Origin of the sequence: Winslowiella toletana (assembly GCF_017875465.1) — a bacterium.
GTDB classification, from domain to species: Bacteria; Pseudomonadota; Gammaproteobacteria; order Enterobacterales; family Enterobacteriaceae; genus Erwinia; species Erwinia toletana.
Genome location: NZ_JAGGMQ010000001.1, coordinates 1,710,065 through 1,726,951, shown reverse-complemented (window position 1 = coordinate 1,726,951; position 16,887 = coordinate 1,710,065). Strand labels below are relative to the sequence as shown.

At 54.2% G+C, this 16,887-nt stretch carries 17 protein-coding genes; 4 read left to right on the top strand and 13 right to left on the bottom strand.

Translation table 11 applies throughout. The features are described from left to right. Nucleotides 1-23: 23 nt before the first annotated feature. The 9 genes from J2125_RS08015 to J2125_RS07975 form a co-directional block, all read right to left on the bottom strand. Nucleotides 24-416: a DoxX family protein gene (locus J2125_RS08015; protein ID WP_017801362.1), complete on the bottom strand. Its 393-nt coding sequence runs from the start codon at nt 414-416 to the stop codon at nt 24-26. A gap of 276 nt (nt 417-692) precedes the next feature. Next, complete coding sequence (locus J2125_RS08010) at nt 693-992, bottom strand: YqjK-like family protein (protein WP_017801361.1); 300 nt, start codon at nt 990-992, stop codon at nt 693-695. Next, nucleotides 989-1,384 (bottom strand): phage holin family protein, encoded by a 396-nt coding sequence (locus J2125_RS08005; protein ID WP_017801360.1) that lies wholly within the window; start codon nt 1,382-1,384, stop codon nt 989-991. Before J2125_RS08005 ends, J2125_RS08010 begins: the two co-directional genes overlap by 4 nt. 2 nt (nt 1,385-1,386) lie before the next feature. Next, nucleotides 1,387-1,692 carry an ElaB/YgaM/YqjD family protein gene (locus tag J2125_RS08000; RefSeq protein WP_017801359.1) on the bottom strand — a complete coding sequence of 102 codons (306 nt, stop codon included), beginning with the start codon at nt 1,690-1,692 and terminating at the stop codon, nt 1,387-1,389. A 33-nt stretch (nt 1,693-1,725) separates the two neighbouring features. Next, a complete protein-coding gene (locus J2125_RS07995; protein WP_017801358.1) occupies nt 1,726-2,097 on the bottom strand; it encodes a DUF1090 domain-containing protein in 372 nt (123 codons plus the stop codon). A gap of 180 nt (nt 2,098-2,277) precedes the next feature. Next, nucleotides 2,278-2,667, bottom strand: a complete 390-nt coding sequence (gene mzrA, locus J2125_RS07990) for an EnvZ/OmpR regulon moderator MzrA (protein WP_209499483.1) — start codon at nt 2,665-2,667, stop codon at nt 2,278-2,280. A gap of 2 nt (nt 2,668-2,669) precedes the next feature. Further along, on the bottom strand, nt 2,670-3,344 hold the full coding sequence (locus J2125_RS07985) for a DedA family protein (protein ID WP_017801356.1): 675 nt from the start codon (nt 3,342-3,344) through the stop codon (nt 2,670-2,672). 332 nt (nt 3,345-3,676) lie between these two features. After that, nucleotides 3,677-4,450, bottom strand: coding sequence for a transcriptional regulator ExuR (gene exuR / locus J2125_RS07980; RefSeq protein WP_017801355.1), 774 nt, complete (start codon nt 4,448-4,450; stop codon nt 3,677-3,679). Between the two features lie 105 nt (nt 4,451-4,555). Further along, a complete protein-coding gene (locus tag J2125_RS07975) occupies nt 4,556-5,866 on the bottom strand; it encodes an MFS transporter (RefSeq protein ID WP_017801354.1) in 1,311 nt (436 codons plus the stop codon). Between the two features lie 446 nt (nt 5,867-6,312). Between J2125_RS07975 and uxaC the strand changes: the two genes are divergently transcribed. From uxaC to J2125_RS07960, 3 genes are read left to right on the top strand one after another with little or no spacing between them, the layout of a single operon-like run. Continuing rightward, on the top strand, nt 6,313-7,722 hold the full coding sequence (gene uxaC / locus J2125_RS07970) for a glucuronate isomerase (protein WP_017801353.1): 1,410 nt from the start codon (nt 6,313-6,315) through the stop codon (nt 7,720-7,722). Nucleotides 7,723-7,735: 13 nt separating this feature from the next. Further along, nucleotides 7,736-9,187 (top strand): tagaturonate reductase, encoded by a 1,452-nt coding sequence (locus J2125_RS07965; RefSeq protein WP_017801352.1) that lies wholly within the window; start codon nt 7,736-7,738, stop codon nt 9,185-9,187. A 7-nt stretch (nt 9,188-9,194) separates the two neighbouring features. Beyond that, a complete protein-coding gene (locus tag J2125_RS07960; protein ID WP_017801351.1) occupies nt 9,195-10,685 on the top strand; it encodes a UxaA family hydrolase in 1,491 nt (496 codons plus the stop codon). Nucleotides 10,686-10,749: 64 nt separating this feature from the next. On the opposite strand, the gene sstT is transcribed toward J2125_RS07960, so the two are convergent. The 3 genes from sstT to J2125_RS07945 form a co-directional block, all read right to left on the bottom strand. Further along, entirely contained in the window at nt 10,750-11,982 is a 1,233-nt protein-coding gene (sstT, locus tag J2125_RS07955; RefSeq protein WP_026111729.1) for a serine/threonine transporter SstT, read from the bottom strand. Between the two features lie 207 nt (nt 11,983-12,189). Continuing rightward, nucleotides 12,190-13,158 (bottom strand): TerC family protein, encoded by a 969-nt coding sequence (locus J2125_RS07950; RefSeq protein WP_017801349.1) that lies wholly within the window; start codon nt 13,156-13,158, stop codon nt 12,190-12,192. 279 nt (nt 13,159-13,437) lie between these two features. After that, entirely contained in the window at nt 13,438-14,433 is a 996-nt protein-coding gene (locus J2125_RS07945) for a Gfo/Idh/MocA family protein (protein WP_017801348.1), read from the bottom strand. 170 nt (nt 14,434-14,603) lie between these two features. Between J2125_RS07945 and J2125_RS07940 the strand changes: the two genes are divergently transcribed. Then, complete coding sequence (locus J2125_RS07940; protein ID WP_017801347.1) at nt 14,604-16,298, top strand: chloride channel protein; 1,695 nt, start codon at nt 14,604-14,606, stop codon at nt 16,296-16,298. On the opposite strand, the gene J2125_RS07935 is transcribed toward J2125_RS07940, so the two are convergent. Further along, nucleotides 16,295-16,798: a M48 metallopeptidase family protein gene (locus tag J2125_RS07935; protein ID WP_017801346.1), complete on the bottom strand. Its 504-nt coding sequence runs from the start codon at nt 16,796-16,798 to the stop codon at nt 16,295-16,297. The two genes, J2125_RS07940 and J2125_RS07935, sit on opposite strands and share 4 nt — an antisense overlap. Between the last annotated feature and the right edge of the window lie 89 nt (nt 16,799-16,887).

The window sequence follows — 16,887 nt, the reverse complement described above, 5'->3', positions numbered from 1 at the left end:
TTATTCAGTATAGACTGCGCAGCTTACCATTTTTTATTGATAATGCGGTCGATGCTGAATGCGCCCGGACCGCTGATACCGAGTACCAGGAAGCCGCCAGCAATGCTCAGGTTTTTCATAAACATCATCTGGTTCACGCCTTCCGCAAAGTTGCTGTGGAACAGCAGCGCGGTCAGAATGGTGAAGCCAGCGGTAAACAGCGCCGTGGTACGGGTCAGGAAGCCAAACAGAATTGCCAGACCGCCGCCAAACTCAAGCAGAATGGTCAGTGGCAGGAAGAAGCCCGGCACGCCCATCGCTTCCATATATTGCTGAGTAGCGGCGTAACCACCGATTTTGCCCCAGCCTGCGGTAATAAACAGTATTGGCATCAGAATACGCGCAATCAGCAGGCCAGTATCTTCTAATTTTTTCATCATCATCTCCAACGTGTTTTTTTATTATGGGCAGCACAAGTCAGCCAGCTAAGTAATAAGGCTCGCGGGCGGTTTGCGCTGGAGTCCTCAGGTTGTTGAAGATGATAATCGCGAAAGGTTACGGTTGTAAGCGAGATATACTGTCGATGTTGTTCAATAAATATGAAGATGGGGATGGGCGAGTGGGGGTGAAGTGCAAATATTTGATAGAGGCGGCGAAAACGCCGCCTCTACGATCAGAACGGTGTAGGGGCGGCGTTCTCGCCGCCCGTTCTGTTAATCAGCTTGCGGAAAATTCTTGCGAATTAAGCGCCAGGTGCTCCAGGCGCCAAAACCGCGCCGCGCCCAGCGTAATAAAAAGCCCGATTTATGCCGGGTTTTGCGCGTGGTCCAGATCGCCAGCGCGCTACTGCCGAGCAGCAGATAGCGCCGCAGGCTGATTAGCGTCAGCCAGCCATGATCGTAGCGGGCAGTATGCGCCAGCCAGTCACGCCGTGCGGCACTGAGATCCAGACGTTGCTGCTGCACCATTCCCAGCAGCTCAGACTTACGCTTTTGACGCTCGCGCTGACTCATGCGTCATCCTCAAGCAGTTTACGGTCGGTCTCCAGTTCTTTGCGTGTGGCGCTCAGCAGCGTCGATTTACGTGACTTGCTAAGCGTCCACAGGCCGAAGAACAGAGCAAGGGTGAACAGCACCCCGGTGGTGATGGCAATCGCCATCAGACGATACTGCGCATCAACCGCCCAGATAATCAGCACCATCAGGCTCATCAGACCAAATGCGGTAAACAGCATGGTGAGACCCACCATCAGCAGCATTTGCAGCAGATTGGCTTTCTCTTCCTCCAGCTCGACCACTGCCAGCCGTACGCGGGTTTCAACCATGCCGACCAGCGTGGTAAGCACACGCTGTCCAATGTTTATGACCCCTTTGCCCGGGCCGTGGCTTTGCTGTGAGTCGGCCATGATTAACGACGCGTCAGCAGTACGCCCAGCACCACACCTACTGCGGCGCCAATCCCGACACCGTGCCATGGATTTTCACGCACATACTCGTCAGCACGGCCAGCGGCTTCACGGGTGGTTTGCGCAATACGCTCGCCGGATTCACCCAGACGATGACGGGACTCTTCCAGCGTAGCGCGTGCTTTGCTGCGCAGCTTATCCAGCTCGCTTTTCGATTTATCCGCCGAGCTGCTCAGCACTTCTTCCAGCGTATCCGCCAGATTTTTTAATTCAGCGCGCAGATGTTCTGAGGTGGTATCTTTTGACATGAAACACTCCTTTAAGATGATTAAATCGGTCAGTTAGTAAGGTGCCGCTTCTGTGCTTTTTAACTCTTCTCGTGCTTCTGCCAGTTTTTTCTCACGTTTGGTGATTTTGTCACTGTCGCCTTTATCCCGTGCTTCTTTTAGATCATGCTCACGCTGGGTAATTTCCTGCTGGTGCTGTTTAATCTTCTCCTGATGCTCGCTTTTAAGCTTCGCATCGGTACAGCCAGCGCGCGCTTCGGTCAGCGCCCGTTCCAGCCCGGTGATCCGGCGCTGGTTATCATGCTTACGCGCCATATCGATTTCATGCTGGATCGCTTGCTCTTTCTGCAGGCAAAGCGGTTCTGCTGCCTGAACAAAGCCGGAGAGAGAGAAAAGAGCCGAGCAGAGAATGTAGCGAAGTTTCATCTAACTTTACCTTCCTTTGTTGATATGCCGATCGCTGTGGTGATCGTCACTCTGGGGTCCTGAGTCTGCTATGAGACGTATAACACTTTGTAAGGATAGTCAGAAATCGGCCAAAGCTCAAAGCAGAGGCAATAAGCAGGAATCTTCCTGGTGGCAAAAAGTGGAAAACAGGGGGGATCCTCAGCCTACCGACTGAGGATTAAAGCTGATGCGGCTGAACCAGTTCTTTGACGATGAAGAGTCCATTTGCGCAATTTCAAAACCATACGGCAGGATTTCCCGTAACGCTTTTTGCGCCGCCATGCTCTGCTCCTGGGAATCAAACTTGATCACCAGCGAATCGCGGTCCGGCGTGATGCTCTTAATCTGAATGCCCTGCGCATTCAGGCGTTGCCAGACATAAAAACCATCGGGCAGCGAGGTTCCCTGCCGTGAGGCGCGGATCTGTAACGCAGTTTCCTGACGATAGAGCGCCGGCATCAGCGCCACGGCCAGCAGCGCCAGCACGCTCAGCATCAGCCAGGGTATCAGGCGCCGACGCGCCGCGATCCATTTGGGTTGCAGCATCATTATCAGCCTCTTTTCTCGTTGCTGGTGCTGCGTTTTTTACGCCACAGCACATACAGAGAGCCAAACAGCCCAAATACCAGCAGTACCAGCGGCAGCAGCATCAGGCAGAACATCAGCTGATCTTCATAGCGACGGAAAATCGGCGTTTTGCCGAGCGCAAAGCCGAGAACGGTAAGAATCACCACCCACAGCAGCGCGCTCATCCAGTTAAAGAACTGGAAGCGGGCATTGCTGAGGCCGGATAAACCAGCAATGGTCGGCAGCAGGGTGCGCACAAAGGCAATAAAGCGGCCAATTAACAGTGCCGAAAGGCCGTGGCGGTGGAACAGGCTATGCGCACGCTGATGGTACTGCGCGGGCAGATGCGACAGCCATTTCTGCACCGTATCGGTATTGCCCAGCCACTTACCCTGGATATAACTGACCCAGCAGCCGAGGCTGGCGGCAGTGGTGAGGATAAAAATGGTAAGCGGGAAGTTCATGGTTCCTTTGGCAATCAGTACGCCAACCAGAATCAGTAAGCTGTCGCCGGGCAGAAAGGCTGCGGGCAACAAGCCATTCTCCAGAAACAAAATCATAAACAGGATGCCGTAAATGGCCCAAACCAGTGTGGGATCGGCAAGAGTCTCAAAATCTTGTTGCCACAATGCATGCAACAACGCTTTCATAATATCCATTAAGTCTTCCTGAACATCATTGTTAAACACGCTCGCTGGAGTACAAACTCTGGCATGCTGGCGTTGATTTTGCTCGTTATGATAGGCACAGGCCGCCGCCAGATTGGGAGAAACTCACATTACGTGCATAAAAGCAGCACTCTATTTCTGGCCCGTCGCAAAGGGTAAGAAAAGGCAGTTAACTGTAACAAAATTCGCCAGTTTGAGACAGGAGAAACTTGCAACAGCATGGGTGTTTTACCGTTCAATGGCGTTAGCAGAAAGGAGTTTTACACAGGCTGACACTATTGCAGGTTTGCTTAATTTGTCAGCCATGGCGGGGAAAGCGGTTTTTAGTCAGGTTTTAACGATTTTTCAAGGGTTATCACCGGGTTTTCGGCGAACATATAGCGATCGACATTAAATTCGAAGTCATCGCTGGTGGCGCGGAATAACATCTGACGGGTGTTCTCCAGATGCTGCCACATCGCCAGTTTGCTGGCGGCGGGATCTTTGCGCATCAGCGCTTTTAATATGCGGTCGTGATCGTCACACCAGCTTTCAATCGATTTATCGTCAATATGCTCGTGCAGCTTCAACCAGTAAGGGTTATACAGACGATGCAGCCACATCTTTTCGACAATGGCGGCTAAGGCGCTATTTTGCGTGGCCTGCGCAATCTGCACATGGAATTTCATATCCCATGCCGAATCGCGAAAACGATCTTCATTGCGCGCCTGCTCCTGTATTTCCATCAGTTGCATAATATCCTGACGGGTGACCTGGGTCGCGGCAAACTCGGCAACATTGCTCTCAATTAACTGGCGCGCCTGTAACAACTCAAAAGGGCCGAAATTGGCGAACTCGAGCTGACTGTGAGGCGTAACGCTCTTTTTCTGTTGATTGCTGACTACGTGGATGCCGGAGCCTTTGCGTACTTCAACATAGCCTTCCACTTCCAGCATAATAATCGCTTCCCGCACCACAGTGCGGCTGACGCCGGTTTCTTCAGCGATAATGCGCTCGGCGGGCAATTTATCACCCACGGCATAATCACCTGCTTCGAGGCGACGTTTTAGTTCGGCAGCCAGCTGCTGATAAAGACGGCGTGATTCGCTCAGTTCCATGATCGCGTCTCCGGAATATAAACACACAGGGGGATGAGTTGTTATACCAGTTTATTGCCGGATTTTATAGCGCAGGGGCCGAATCCTTTCGGCCTGTGGTTCGGTTTATACTTTTGGCACCGCATTGACTGGAACAGTGACGCTGCTTTGTGCGGTTAATTCCGACACTGGCTGATTTTTCAGCAGGGTCCAGATGGCTACCGCACCCAGCAGATCAAACACCGCCAGCGCCGCGAACAGCGGGCTGAAACCGAGCGTATCGGCCAGCGCACCGACTACCAGCGCAAACATGGTGCTGGCGGTCCACGCGGCCATACCGGTCAGACCATTCGCTGTCGCCACTTCATTGCGGCCAAAGACGTCAGAAGAGAGCGTAATCAGCGCGCCGGATAACGCCTGATGCGCAAAGCCGCCGATACATAACAAGCCAATGGCAACATACGGACTGGTAAACAGGCCGATAGTACCGGGCGCGATCATCAGCACCGCCCCCATTGTGACCACCAGTTTGCGCGAGACAATCAGGTTAACGCCAAATACCCGCTGGAACAGCGGCGGCAGATAACCGCCGACGATGCAGCCGAGATCGGCAAACAGCATCGGCATCCAGGCGAACATGGCGATCTCTTTCAGATTGAAGCCATAGGCTTTAAACATAAACAGCGGGATCCACGCATTAAAGGTGCCCCAGGCGGGTTCAGCTAAAAAGCGTGGCAGCGCGATGCCCCAGAACTGGCGGTTACGCAGGATCTGTCCGGCCGACATTTTCTTCGCATTATTAGTCTGATGCTGGGCTTCCTGACCGGAGAGAATATAGTCGCGTTCCGGTTCGCTTAACTTCTTCTGGTCTTTCGGATGCTTATAAAAGAGCAGCCAGCAGAGCGCCCAGATCATACTCAGCACACCGGTGATCACAAACGCCATCTCCCAGCTATGGGCGACGATCGCCCATACCACTAATGGCGGGGCAAGCATCGCGCCAATCGAAGAGCCGACATTAAAATAGCCGACGGCAATCGAGCGCTCTTTAGCCGGAAACCACTCGCTGGTGGCTTTTAAACCCGCCGGGATCATTGCCGCTTCTGCCGCACCAACCGCGCCACGGGCCAGCGCCAGCCCACCCCAGCTACCAGCCAGCGCCGTGGCGGCGCAGAAGATCGCCCACATAACGGCAAACATCGCATAGCCGATTTTGGTGCCGACGATATCGAGGATATATCCGGCAACCGGCTGCATAACGGTATAACAGGCTGAGTAGGCCGCTATGATGTAGGAGTATTGCTGAGTGGTGATATGCAGATCGGTTTGCAGCGTCGGCGCCGCCACGGCAATCGCATTTCGTGTCAGATAACCTAATATCGTACCGATGGTGACCAGCCCGATCATATACCATCGTAACCCTTTAATTTTACGCATTTAATACCTCTTCCAGTCTCTGTTTTCATGCGCTGATGGCATGTCTTGTTATCTGGAGCGGGACCGCTTTCGCTGGTTTATGGCCAGCACTACCCGCGAACGCGCAGCATGGCTGAGCGCCTTAAATTACTTCTTCCTCGCCAGCCCCTCGGGGCAAACATGCCAGCTTTCGATAGCGGGCTAAAGATAACTTGTCATACAGATTTAAAAGTTGAGAGCCATCACAAAAACCATCTTTCTTGTGTGGGATAATAAATTCGTCGTTTTGTCAGGGTATTAGCGATTTGTCTGGTTACAAATGGAGAAATCGAAACGATAAACATGCTGCTAATGTGAGCTGCATCTCAAAATTAGCGCTGCGCGGAGTATAATTGGTATGATAACTTTTTAGCGTCACGGCCACGCAGGCCACGACGATAAAAACGTCGATCAAAGAGGAAGCAGGTATGTCCCATTTTATGAGCGAAGATTTTTTACTGGATAGTGAGTTTGCCCGTCGGTTATTCCATGATTACGCGGCTGATCAACCGATTTTCGATTATCACTGTCACTTGCCGCCGCAGCAGATAGCCGAAAACACGCGTTTCAAAAACCTGTATGACATCTGGCTGAAGGGCGATCACTATAAGTGGCGGGCGATGCGCGCTAATGGCGTGCCGGAAGCGTTCTGCACCGGTGACGCCACTGACCGTGAAAAGTTTGACGCCTGGGCGCGCACGGTGCCACATACCATCGGTAATCCGCTCTATCACTGGACGCACCTTGAACTACGCCGTCCGTTTGGCATTACCAATGTGCTGCTGTCAGAGAAAACCGCCGACAGCATCTGGCAGCAGTGTAATCAACTGCTGGCGCAGGACGCCTTTAGCGCTCGCGGCATTATGACGCAGATGAAAGTGAAAATGGTCGGCACCACTGATGACCCGATCGACGATCTGCAATATCACGCTGCGCTGGCGCGCGACAGCAGTTTTGCCACCAAAGTGCTGCCTTCATGGCGTCCGGATAAAGCCTTTAATATTGAAGCAGAAGGCTTTGTCGACTATCTGCAGAAGCTTTCGGCCAGCGCCGATGTGGCGATTTCCCGGTTCGATCATCTGCGCCAGGCGTTAAGCAAACGGCTGGACCATTTTGCTGCCCACGGCTGTAAAGTCTCGGATCACGCGCTGGATGTGGTGCTGTTTGCCGAAGCCGATGAGGCGACGCTGGATGCCATTCTGACGCGCCGTCTCCAGGGCCAGACGCCGGATCACGCGGATATTGCGCGTTTTAAAACCGCAGTGCTGGTGTGGCTGGGGGCGGAATATGCGCGCCGCGGCTGGGTGCAGCAATATCATATTGGCGCGCTGCGCAATACCAACCGCCGCCAGCTGACGCTGCTGGGGCCGGATGTCGGTTTTGACTCGATTAATGACCGTCCGCTGGCGGAACCGCTGGCTCGCCTGCTTGATGCGCAAAACCGCAATAATGCGCTGCCAAAAACCATTCTTTACTGCCTGAACCCACGCGACAACGAAGTGCTCGCCACCATGGCCGGGAATTTCCAGGGCGAAGGCGAACCTGGCAAGATGCAATTTGGCTCTGCCTGGTGGTTTAACGATCAGCTGGATGGCATGCAGCGTCAGATGACGCAGCTGGCGCAAATCGGTTTATTAAGCCGTTTTGTCGGCATGCTGACCGACAGCCGCAGCTTCCTCTCCTATACCCGTCATGAATATTTCCGCCGCCTGCTGTGCCAGATGATTGGCCGCTGGGTAGAAAATGGCGAAGCGCCGGGAGATATCGCGTTGCTGGGCAAGATGGTGCAAAACATCTGCTTTAACAATGCTCGTGACTATTTCGCCATCGAACTTTAACCAGGGATTGACTATGCAAACGCTAAATCGCCACCAGTTTCCAGGCCGGCAGCATCCCGACCGTATTATTCAGTTTGGCGAAGGTAACTTTTTGCGCGCTTTTGTTGACTGGCAGATCGACCTGCTTAATGAACATACCGATCTCGATGCCGGTATTGTGGTGCTTCGCCCGATTAACAGTCAGACGGATAAAAGCCTGAACAGTCAGGATGGCCTTTATACCGCCCTGATCCGTGGCCTGAATGATCAGGGTGAGGTGGTAAGCGAACCGCGGCTGGTGCGTTCGGTAAACCGCGAAATCCATATTTATCGCCAGTTTGACCAGTTTCTGGCGCTGGCGCGCGATGAGCGGATTCGTCTGGTGTTCTCCAATACCACTGAAGCCGGTATCGCTTACGATGACGCGGACCGGCTGGAAGATACCCCGGCAAACAGCTTTCCGGCCAAACTGACGCGCCTGCTGTATGAGCGCTTTAAACACTTCAACGCGGCGGCGGATAAAGGCTGGATTATTCTGCCGTGTGAGCTGATTGATGATAACGGCGCGGCGCTGAAAGCGCTGGTATTACGTTATGCGCAACAATGGCAGCTGCCCGCCGCGTTTACGCAGTGGCTGGAACAGCACAACACTTTTTGTTCGACACTGGTGGACCGGATTGTCACCGGCTATCCGCAAGATGAAGCGGAGCAAATCTTCCAGCAGCTGGGCTACCGCGATGACTATCTGGATACTGGCGAGGTCTATTACCAGTTTGTGATTCAGGGACCGGCGTGGTTACAGCAGGAGCTGCGGCTGGATCGCTTTCCGCTGAATGTACGGCTGGTCGATGACATCAAACCTTATAAAGAGCAGAAAGTGGCGATCCTCAATGGCGCCCATACGGCGCTGGTGCCGTTGGCGTACCTTGCCGGGCTGGATACCGTCGGTGAGGCGATGAATGACGAAGATATCGCCGCTTTTGTCGACCGCATGCTGCGTGACGAAATTATTCCAACCTTAGATCTGCCTGCCGCACAGCTGCACGCGTTTGCTGATGCGGTATTAAGTCGTTTCCGCAATCCGTTTATTCGCCATCAGCTGTTATCTATCGCGCTCAACAGCATGACCAAATTCCGTACCCGCCTGTTGCCGCAGTTACTGGTCAGTCAGCAGCAGCAAGGCCACTGGCCGCGCCGGCTCACTTTTGCCTTCGCGGCGCTGCTGGTGTTTTATCGCGGCCAGCGTCATGGCGAGACATTTTCCCTGCAGGATGATGCTCACTGGCTGGAACGCTTCGCCACGCTGTGGCCACAGCTTGATCGCGGTGAAATTACGCCACAGCAACTGGTAGAAACGGTGCTGGCAGATAAAACCCACTGGCAACAGGATCTGACGCAGTTACCGGGACTGGTGGCGGCGGTTACCGAACACCTGCAAATAATTGTCGAGCGCGGTACACGCGCCGCAGCACAACAACTGGGGTAACACGGCTATGCAACGCATGATTAAAATAGACCCGCGCGATAATGTCGCTGTGGCGCTAAGCGACCTGGCTGAAGGGGAGACCCTGCAGCTGGGCGATCTGTCGGTGAAACTGCTGCAGCCGGTGGCGCGTGGCCATAAATTCGCGCTTCTGCCGCTGGAACCGCAGGCGCTGATTATTAAATATGGCCTGCCGATTGGTCATGCCACCCAGCCGGTGGCGGCGGGTGAGGTGATCCACTCGCAAAATGCGCGCACTAACCTCAGCGATCTCGATCAGTATCAGTATCAGCCCGACTTTCTGACGCTGCCCGCGCAGGCGGCGGATCGCGAAGTGGCGATCTATCGTCGCGCCAGTGGTGAAGTCGGTATCCGTAACGAGCTGTGGATCCTGCCAACGGTCGGTTGCGTTAACGGTATTGCGCGGCAAATTCAGGCGCGCTTTCTGCGCGAGACGGAGAATGCTGCGGATATTGATGGCGTTCATCTGTTCAGTCATCCGTTTGGCTGTTCGCAGTTGGGTGAGGACCACGAGAACACCCGCACCATGTTGCAGAATATGGTGCGTCATCCGAATGCCGGTGCGGTGCTGGTGATTGGTCTGGGTTGTGAAAACAACCAGGTGGATGTGTTTCGTGAAACCCTTGGCGAGTTTGAGAGCGATCGCGTTACTTTTATGATCTGCCAGCAGCAGGATGATGAAGTTACAGCCGGTGTTGAGCGCCTGCATCAGCTGTATAGCGTGATGCGCAACGATCGGCGTCAGCCGGGCAAACTGAGTGAACTGAAGTTTGGCCTTGAGTGTGGCGGCTCTGACGGTTTATCCGGTATTACCGCCAACCCGCTGCTGGGGCGCTTCTCTGATCAGATGATCGCCAATGGCGGTACGACAGTGCTGACCGAAGTGCCGGAGATGTTTGGCGCTGAGCGCATTCTGATGAGCCGCTGTCGTGATGAAGCGACATTTGATAAAACCGTCAGTATGATCAACGACTTCAAACAGTATTTTATCGCCCATCAGCAACCGATTTATGAGAACCCGTCACCGGGTAATAAAGCGGGCGGCATCACCACGCTGGAAGAGAAATCACTGGGCTGCACGCAAAAAGCGGGGCAGAGCCAGGTAGTGGATGTGCTGAAATATGGTGAGCGGCTGCAAGTGCATGGACTCAATCTGCTCAGTGCGCCGGGTAATGATGCGGTGGCGACCAGTGCGCTGGCGGGAGCGGGCTGCCATATGGTGCTGTTCAGCACCGGACGCGGCACACCCTATGGTGGTTTTGTACCAACGGTAAAAATCGCCACTAACAGTGAGCTGGCAGGCAAAAAGCCGCACTGGATCGATTTTGATGCCGGTAAGCTGATTCATGGCACCAGTATGGATGCGCTGTTAACTGAGTTTGTTGATCAGATTGTGGCGATTGCCAATGGCAAGCTGACCAACAATGAGCGTAATGATTTTCGCGAGCTGGCGCTGTTTAAAAGTGGGGTAACGCTGTAATACGGGAGCCGGGAACGGCTCCCCTACAATAATGCAGAGGCGGCGTTCCCGGCTCCCGTAACTATTACGCCTGCTGCGAAATACGGTTCTCTTCTGCCTGACAGACGGCCGCCGTAAACAGAATATCGGTCGAGGAGTTTAGCGCGGTTTCCGCCGAGTCCTGCAGTACACCAATAATAAAGCCGACCGCAACGACCTGCATCGCCACTTCATTCGGAATACCAAACATATTACAGGCCACCGGGATCAGCAGCAGCGAGCCACCGGCAACACCGGATGCGCCACAGGCACAGAGTGACGCCACCAGACTCAACAGAATCGCCGTCGGCACATCAATGCTGATACCCAGCGTATGCACCGCCGCCAGCGTCAGCGTGGTAATGGTAATCGATGCGCCTGCCATACTGATGGTCGCGCCGAGCGGAATGGAAACTGAATAAGTGTCTTCATCCAGGTTCAGACGTTTTGCCAGCGCCATATTCACCGGAATATTGGCTGCTGAACTGCGGGTAAAGAAGGCGGTAACGCCACTTTCACGCAGGCAGGTAAATACCAGCGGATAAGGATTGCGGCGAATTTTCCAGAACACCAGCAGCGGGTTGAAGACCAGCGCCATCAGTACCATACAGCCCAGTAGCAGCGTCAGCAGATGGGCGTAGCTCCACAGCACATCAAAACCGGTGGAAGCGAGAATTGACGCCACCAGACCAAAAATACCAATCGGCGCACAGCGGATCACCAGACGCACCATCCAGGTAACCGCGTCAGAAGCATCGTTCAGCAAGGTTTTGGTGGTATCGCTACTGTGGCGGAACGCCAGACCTAAGCCGATGCCCCACACCAGAATGCCGATGTAATTGGCATGCAGCAGCGCATCAATCGGATTGGAAACCATACTCATCAGCAAACCGCGCAGCACTTCGACAATGCCCGACGGCGGAGTAATGTCGTTACTGGCGGCGCTCAGCGTCAGGGTTTGCGGATAGAGATAGCTGCATACCACCGCCACGATGGCGGCGAAAAAAGTGCTCAGCAGATAGAGCATTACAATCGGGCGAATATTGGTTTTGGTGCCGTGCTTGTGGCTGGCAATCGCCGAGATCACCAGCACCAGCACCAGCAGTGGCGCCACCGCTTTCAGCGCGTTGACAAACAGCGAACCGAGCAGACCGACTGCCAGCGCCGTGTCTTTTGAGAACCAGGCGAGGGCAATACCGGCGACCAGGCCAAGCATAATCTGTTTCACCAGGCTGCCACCAAGAAGGCGTGCGAGCAACCCGGAAGGCTTCTTTTCCATCATCATGTTCAAAACCATTACATTAATCGTTATAAAAGTTTTTCATCCGGCATCCCTGGGTGTTGCTCCAGATGAAGTGTTTGCCCGGGGGAGTATAAGGAAATGAGATGGCAGGAAAAGAGGAAATTGCCACTATTTGATGCGGGCGGCGAGAACGCCGCCCCGGGGGAAAGGGTACAGAGTCGGCATTCTCGCCGCCCGTAAAGGTTACTGGCTGATTTTTTTCTGGTCGTTGCGGTGGTTAACCCAGGCATTGATCAGCAGGGTCAGCGCCAGAATACCGCCGACGACGCCCAGCGACACCGATACCGGAATATGGTAGATATCGACAATCAGCATCTTCGCACCGATAAACACCAGCACAATCGCCAGGCCATACTTCAGCATGGAGAAACGTTCCGCCACATTAGCCAGCAGGAAGTACATCGCACGCAGGCCGAGGATGGCGAACAGGTTAGAGGTCAGCACGATAAACGGGTCGGTGGTGACGGCAAAAATCGCCGGAATACTGTCGACAGCAAAGATCACGTCGCTCAGCTCCACCATTATCAGCACCAGCAGCAACGGCGTGGCAAACAGTACGCCATTTTTACGGGTAAAGAACTTCTCCCCTTCCAGGCTATCAGTCATCCGCAGATGGCTGCGCAGCCAGCGCACTACCGGTTTATCGCCCACCGCACTGTCATCTTCTTTCGCCAGCGCCATTTTAATGCCGGTAAACAGCAGGAAGGCGCCGAAGATATAGAGGATCCAGCTAAACTGTGTGACCAGCCAGCTACCGGCAAAAATCATAATGGTACGCAGCACAATGGCGCCGAGCACCCCGTAGATCAGCACGCGTCGTTGCAGCGCCGCCGGTACGGCAAAGTAGCTAAACAGCATCAGCCAGACAAAGACGTTATCGACCGCAAGAGCTTTTTCCAGCACATAGCCGGTGAGGAAGGCGAGGGCCTGCGTATCTGCCACTTCGCGGCCAAGGGTGCCATTAAGGTGCCACCAGAAGGCAGCGCTAAACAGTAGCGAAACGGAGATCCACACCAGCGACCAGACGGCGGCTTGTTTTAGCGACATAGTGTGGGAGCCGCGACGTCCCTGCAACAGCAGGTCAATCGCCAGCATAATAACAACGACGACAGCGAAGCTGCCCCAGAGTAACGGTGTGCCGACAGTATTCATAACTTATCCTGTAAAAACAAAAACGGCTGACATCGGAAGACGTCAGCCGCTCTGTTGACGTGCAAGCAAAACCTCGCCTTCCGGCAAGGTCTCACTTACAACGCAGGATAAGGTGCTATCCGGGTTGCCCAGTAACCGGGCTAAAATCACGCGTAATGCGCGGATTTATCATGGCCGTAATGACGATTAACTGGCTAAGAAGTTACTCCCCTTTGCTACAACGTAAGATACGTTCAGCGGCAGTCATGGTCAACGAAACAATGAAATATTTAGAAATATTTACATAGCCGAGAAATTGCGGCTGTCTGCCGGGAACACCACGCCGGTCTGACGACGAATTTCGGTCAGCAGTCTGGCGGTAATCCGCGATGATGTCAGTCCCGCATGATTCACTTCATGGTTAGCCACCAGTGCGGCGAAGTGCTCCGCTTCATACAGCATGGTATTAATATGCTGTGGCTGACTTAGCTCTCTGGCTTTGCCGCCGCGCGGCGTCAGGGTGATGCGCTGGCAGTGCGAAAGCTGGTCTATCACCAGCGAGCCGTCTTCACCCTGGATTTCGCTGGGGATCAGTGAATCACTGACTTTGGAGTGCAAAATAGTGACATCAAAATCACCGTAACTCATTACCACGGCGCCGTGGGCATCGACGCCGCTTTCCAGCAGCGTCGCCTGTGCTGTTACACGCTGTGGCTCACCCCACAGCGCGACGGCGCTGGCGAGACTGTAATAACCGATATCCATAATGGAGCCGTTCGACCAGGCGGGATTAAAGGTATTCGGGTTTTCACCATCCAGATAGCGCTGATAGCGTGAAGAGTACTGGCAGTAATTAAACAGCGCTTTACGCAGTTTGCCGACATCGGCAAGCGCCTGGCGCAGGATGGTAAAATTAGGCAGGCTGGCGGTTTTGAATGCTTCGAACAGGATCACCTGATTTTCCTGCGCGCAGGCAATCAGCTGCTCAACTTCCGCTAAGTTGGACGCCAGCGGTTTTTCGCAAATCACATGTTTTTTGTGGCGCATAAACAGCTGAGCCTGTTCTGCATGCAGGGCATTCGGGCTGGCGATATAGACTGCATCGATATCTGCCGACTGCGCCATCTGCTCCAGAGAGACAAACAGGTGTTCAACCGGGTACTCGTGGCTAAAAGCCTGCGCCTGCTCCAGCGTGCGGGAATAGACGGCGGTGAGTTTTATTTTACCGCTTTCATGCGCGGCATCGACAAACTGGCGGGTAATCCAGTTGGTGCCAACAACAGCGAGGCGAATCATGCTTTTAAGCTCCACTATCCTGTGAGTGAAGCAGCAGATTAGCACAGCCAGAAGTGAGAGCAATGATGAAGCGTGCGGCGAATTTGATACTGAGATCATGCTTCCAATATGATAGTTTTCAGCCTTTCCCGTTGCAGCCGCGGGTGTAAAAAAAAGGATCAGCAGTGGGTATGACAGTCGCCGGAAATAAACATGCACTGAACTGGACCAGCATTCTGGTGGCGATCCCGGCAGGGATTGTCGCTTCCCTGGTAACGCTGGGATTTCGTCTGGTCATTGAGCTGATCAGCCAGCTGCTGTTCGGCAGTGAGCAGGATATCACCCAGGCAGTGACGGTCTGGCCGTGGTTTTGCTGGCCGCTGATTGTGGGCCTCGGTGGGGTGATTGCCGGTTTCTTTCTTAAATACGCGACTTCGATTGAACAGCAACAGACGGTGAAAACCGACTATCTGGAGGTGATCAATGCGCGCCTTGATGCGGTGCCGACCCGAACCTCACTGTTTCGCGCGCTCTCTTCGATCGCCAGTATCGGCAGCGGTGCCTCGATAGGTAAAGAGGGGCCGATGGTGCAGCTGTCGGCGCTCAGCGGCAGCATTCTGGGCCGCTACTGCTTTAAATCGCTGGCGCTGAAAAACAGTGACGTGGTGGCGATGGCGGCCGCCGCCGGACTGGCCTCGGTCTACCACGCACCGCTGGCCTCGGCGATCTTTGTGGCAGAAATCGCTTTTGGCATCTCGGCGCTGCAACGACTGATTCCGCTGATTATCTCCGCGGCGGTGGCGGTGCTGACCATGTGGACGCTGGGCTATCGTTCGGCGATCTATCCGTTTGCCGATGTGCAGTTCCAGCTGACGCCAGCCACCATCGCGCTGACGGTGGTGATTGGTCTTGCCGCCGGACTGGCGGGCTGGCTGATGATCTTTCTGATTGGCAAAAGCAAAGGGCTGTTCTCACGGCTGAAAAGTCTGCCGTTACGGCTGGGCATCGGCGGGTTTGCCGTCGGCGTGCTGGCGATAGCGTCCAGCGATATCCTCGGCAATGGCTACGAAGTGATTGTGGAAGTGATGGCCGGTAGCCTGGCATTGCAGGCGTTGCTGTTACTGCTGGTGCTGAAAATGGTGGCTACGGCGTTATCGGTGGGATCCGGCGCGGTCGGCGGGCTGTTTACGCCATCGCTGCTGATTGGTGCGTTGCTGGGTGTGGCGATCGCCAGCGTTGCCAGCGCACTGGGGTTACCAGCGGGCAATGCGCTGCTGTATGCGGCGATCGGCATGGCGGCGGTGCTGGCTTCAGTCAGTCAGGCGCCGCTGATGGCGATCATTATGGTGCTGGAAATGACGTTAAACAGCAGCCTGCTGTTTCCGGTGATGATCGCGGCGGTGCTGGCGTCGATGATGGTGTACCGCCTGCAATCAGCCAGCACCTATCCGGTTATCAGCCATCACTTCAGCCGTTCTGACGCCAAGTTTGATTTTGATAACGGCATTATCTCGCAGTTTATTGTGCCGGGCGCGGCGCTGCTGCCGGAGCAGTCAGTGGGGGAAGCGCTGGCGGTCAGCTCGCTGAAGCGTGAACGCTTTGTCTATATCGTTAACCATCACGGTCAGTTTCTGGGCGTGGTATCGATTCATGATATCTCGCGTAAAATCCTCGACGGTGAAATTACGCTCGATTCGCCGGTCAGCACGGTAATGGACGGTGATTTCCCGTTTATCTGCGCCAGCCAGACTATTCGCGAAGGCTGGGAGGCGTTTGCGCAGGTGACGCTGGAACGCTTGCCGGTGCTGAATAATCCGGTAGAAAGAAAGTTTCTTGGCGCACTGACGAAAACCAGTCTTATCCAGAAGGCGAAAGGTTTTATTTAAGCGGCATTCCCCTCCAGCGCCTGCGCCGTCAGCCATAAACGGGTATCGAACTCAAACTGATGATAGTTGGGTTCCATATGGCAACAGAGCTGATAGAACGCTTTGTTATGGTCTTTCTCTTTGATATGCGCCAGTTCATGCACCACGATCATGCGCAGAAAAGCTTCCGGCGCGTGTTTAAAGATGGTGGCAACGCGGATCTCCGCTTTAGCCTTCAGCTTACCGCCCTGCACGCGGGAAACTGCAGTATGCAGACCAAGCGCATGCTTCATCACCTTGATTTTGCTGTCGTAAGCCACTTTATTGAGCGGCGCGGCGTTACGCAGATAACTGTTTTTCAGATCCAGCGCGTACTCATACAGGGCTTTATCACTGGTGATGTTATGCCCATCTGGATAGCGTTTCTGCAATACTTCAGCTAAACGTTGCTGTTCAATCAGCGTTTGTACCTGGCTGAGCAGTGATTCAGGGTATCCCTGCAAATAGATCAACGATGACATTAATTAGGGCTCCCGGGCGAAAAGAAAGTATACTGCGCCCCCATTTTGGGGTTATACCCGTCATACTTCGCGCTGCAGGTACGTTGGCT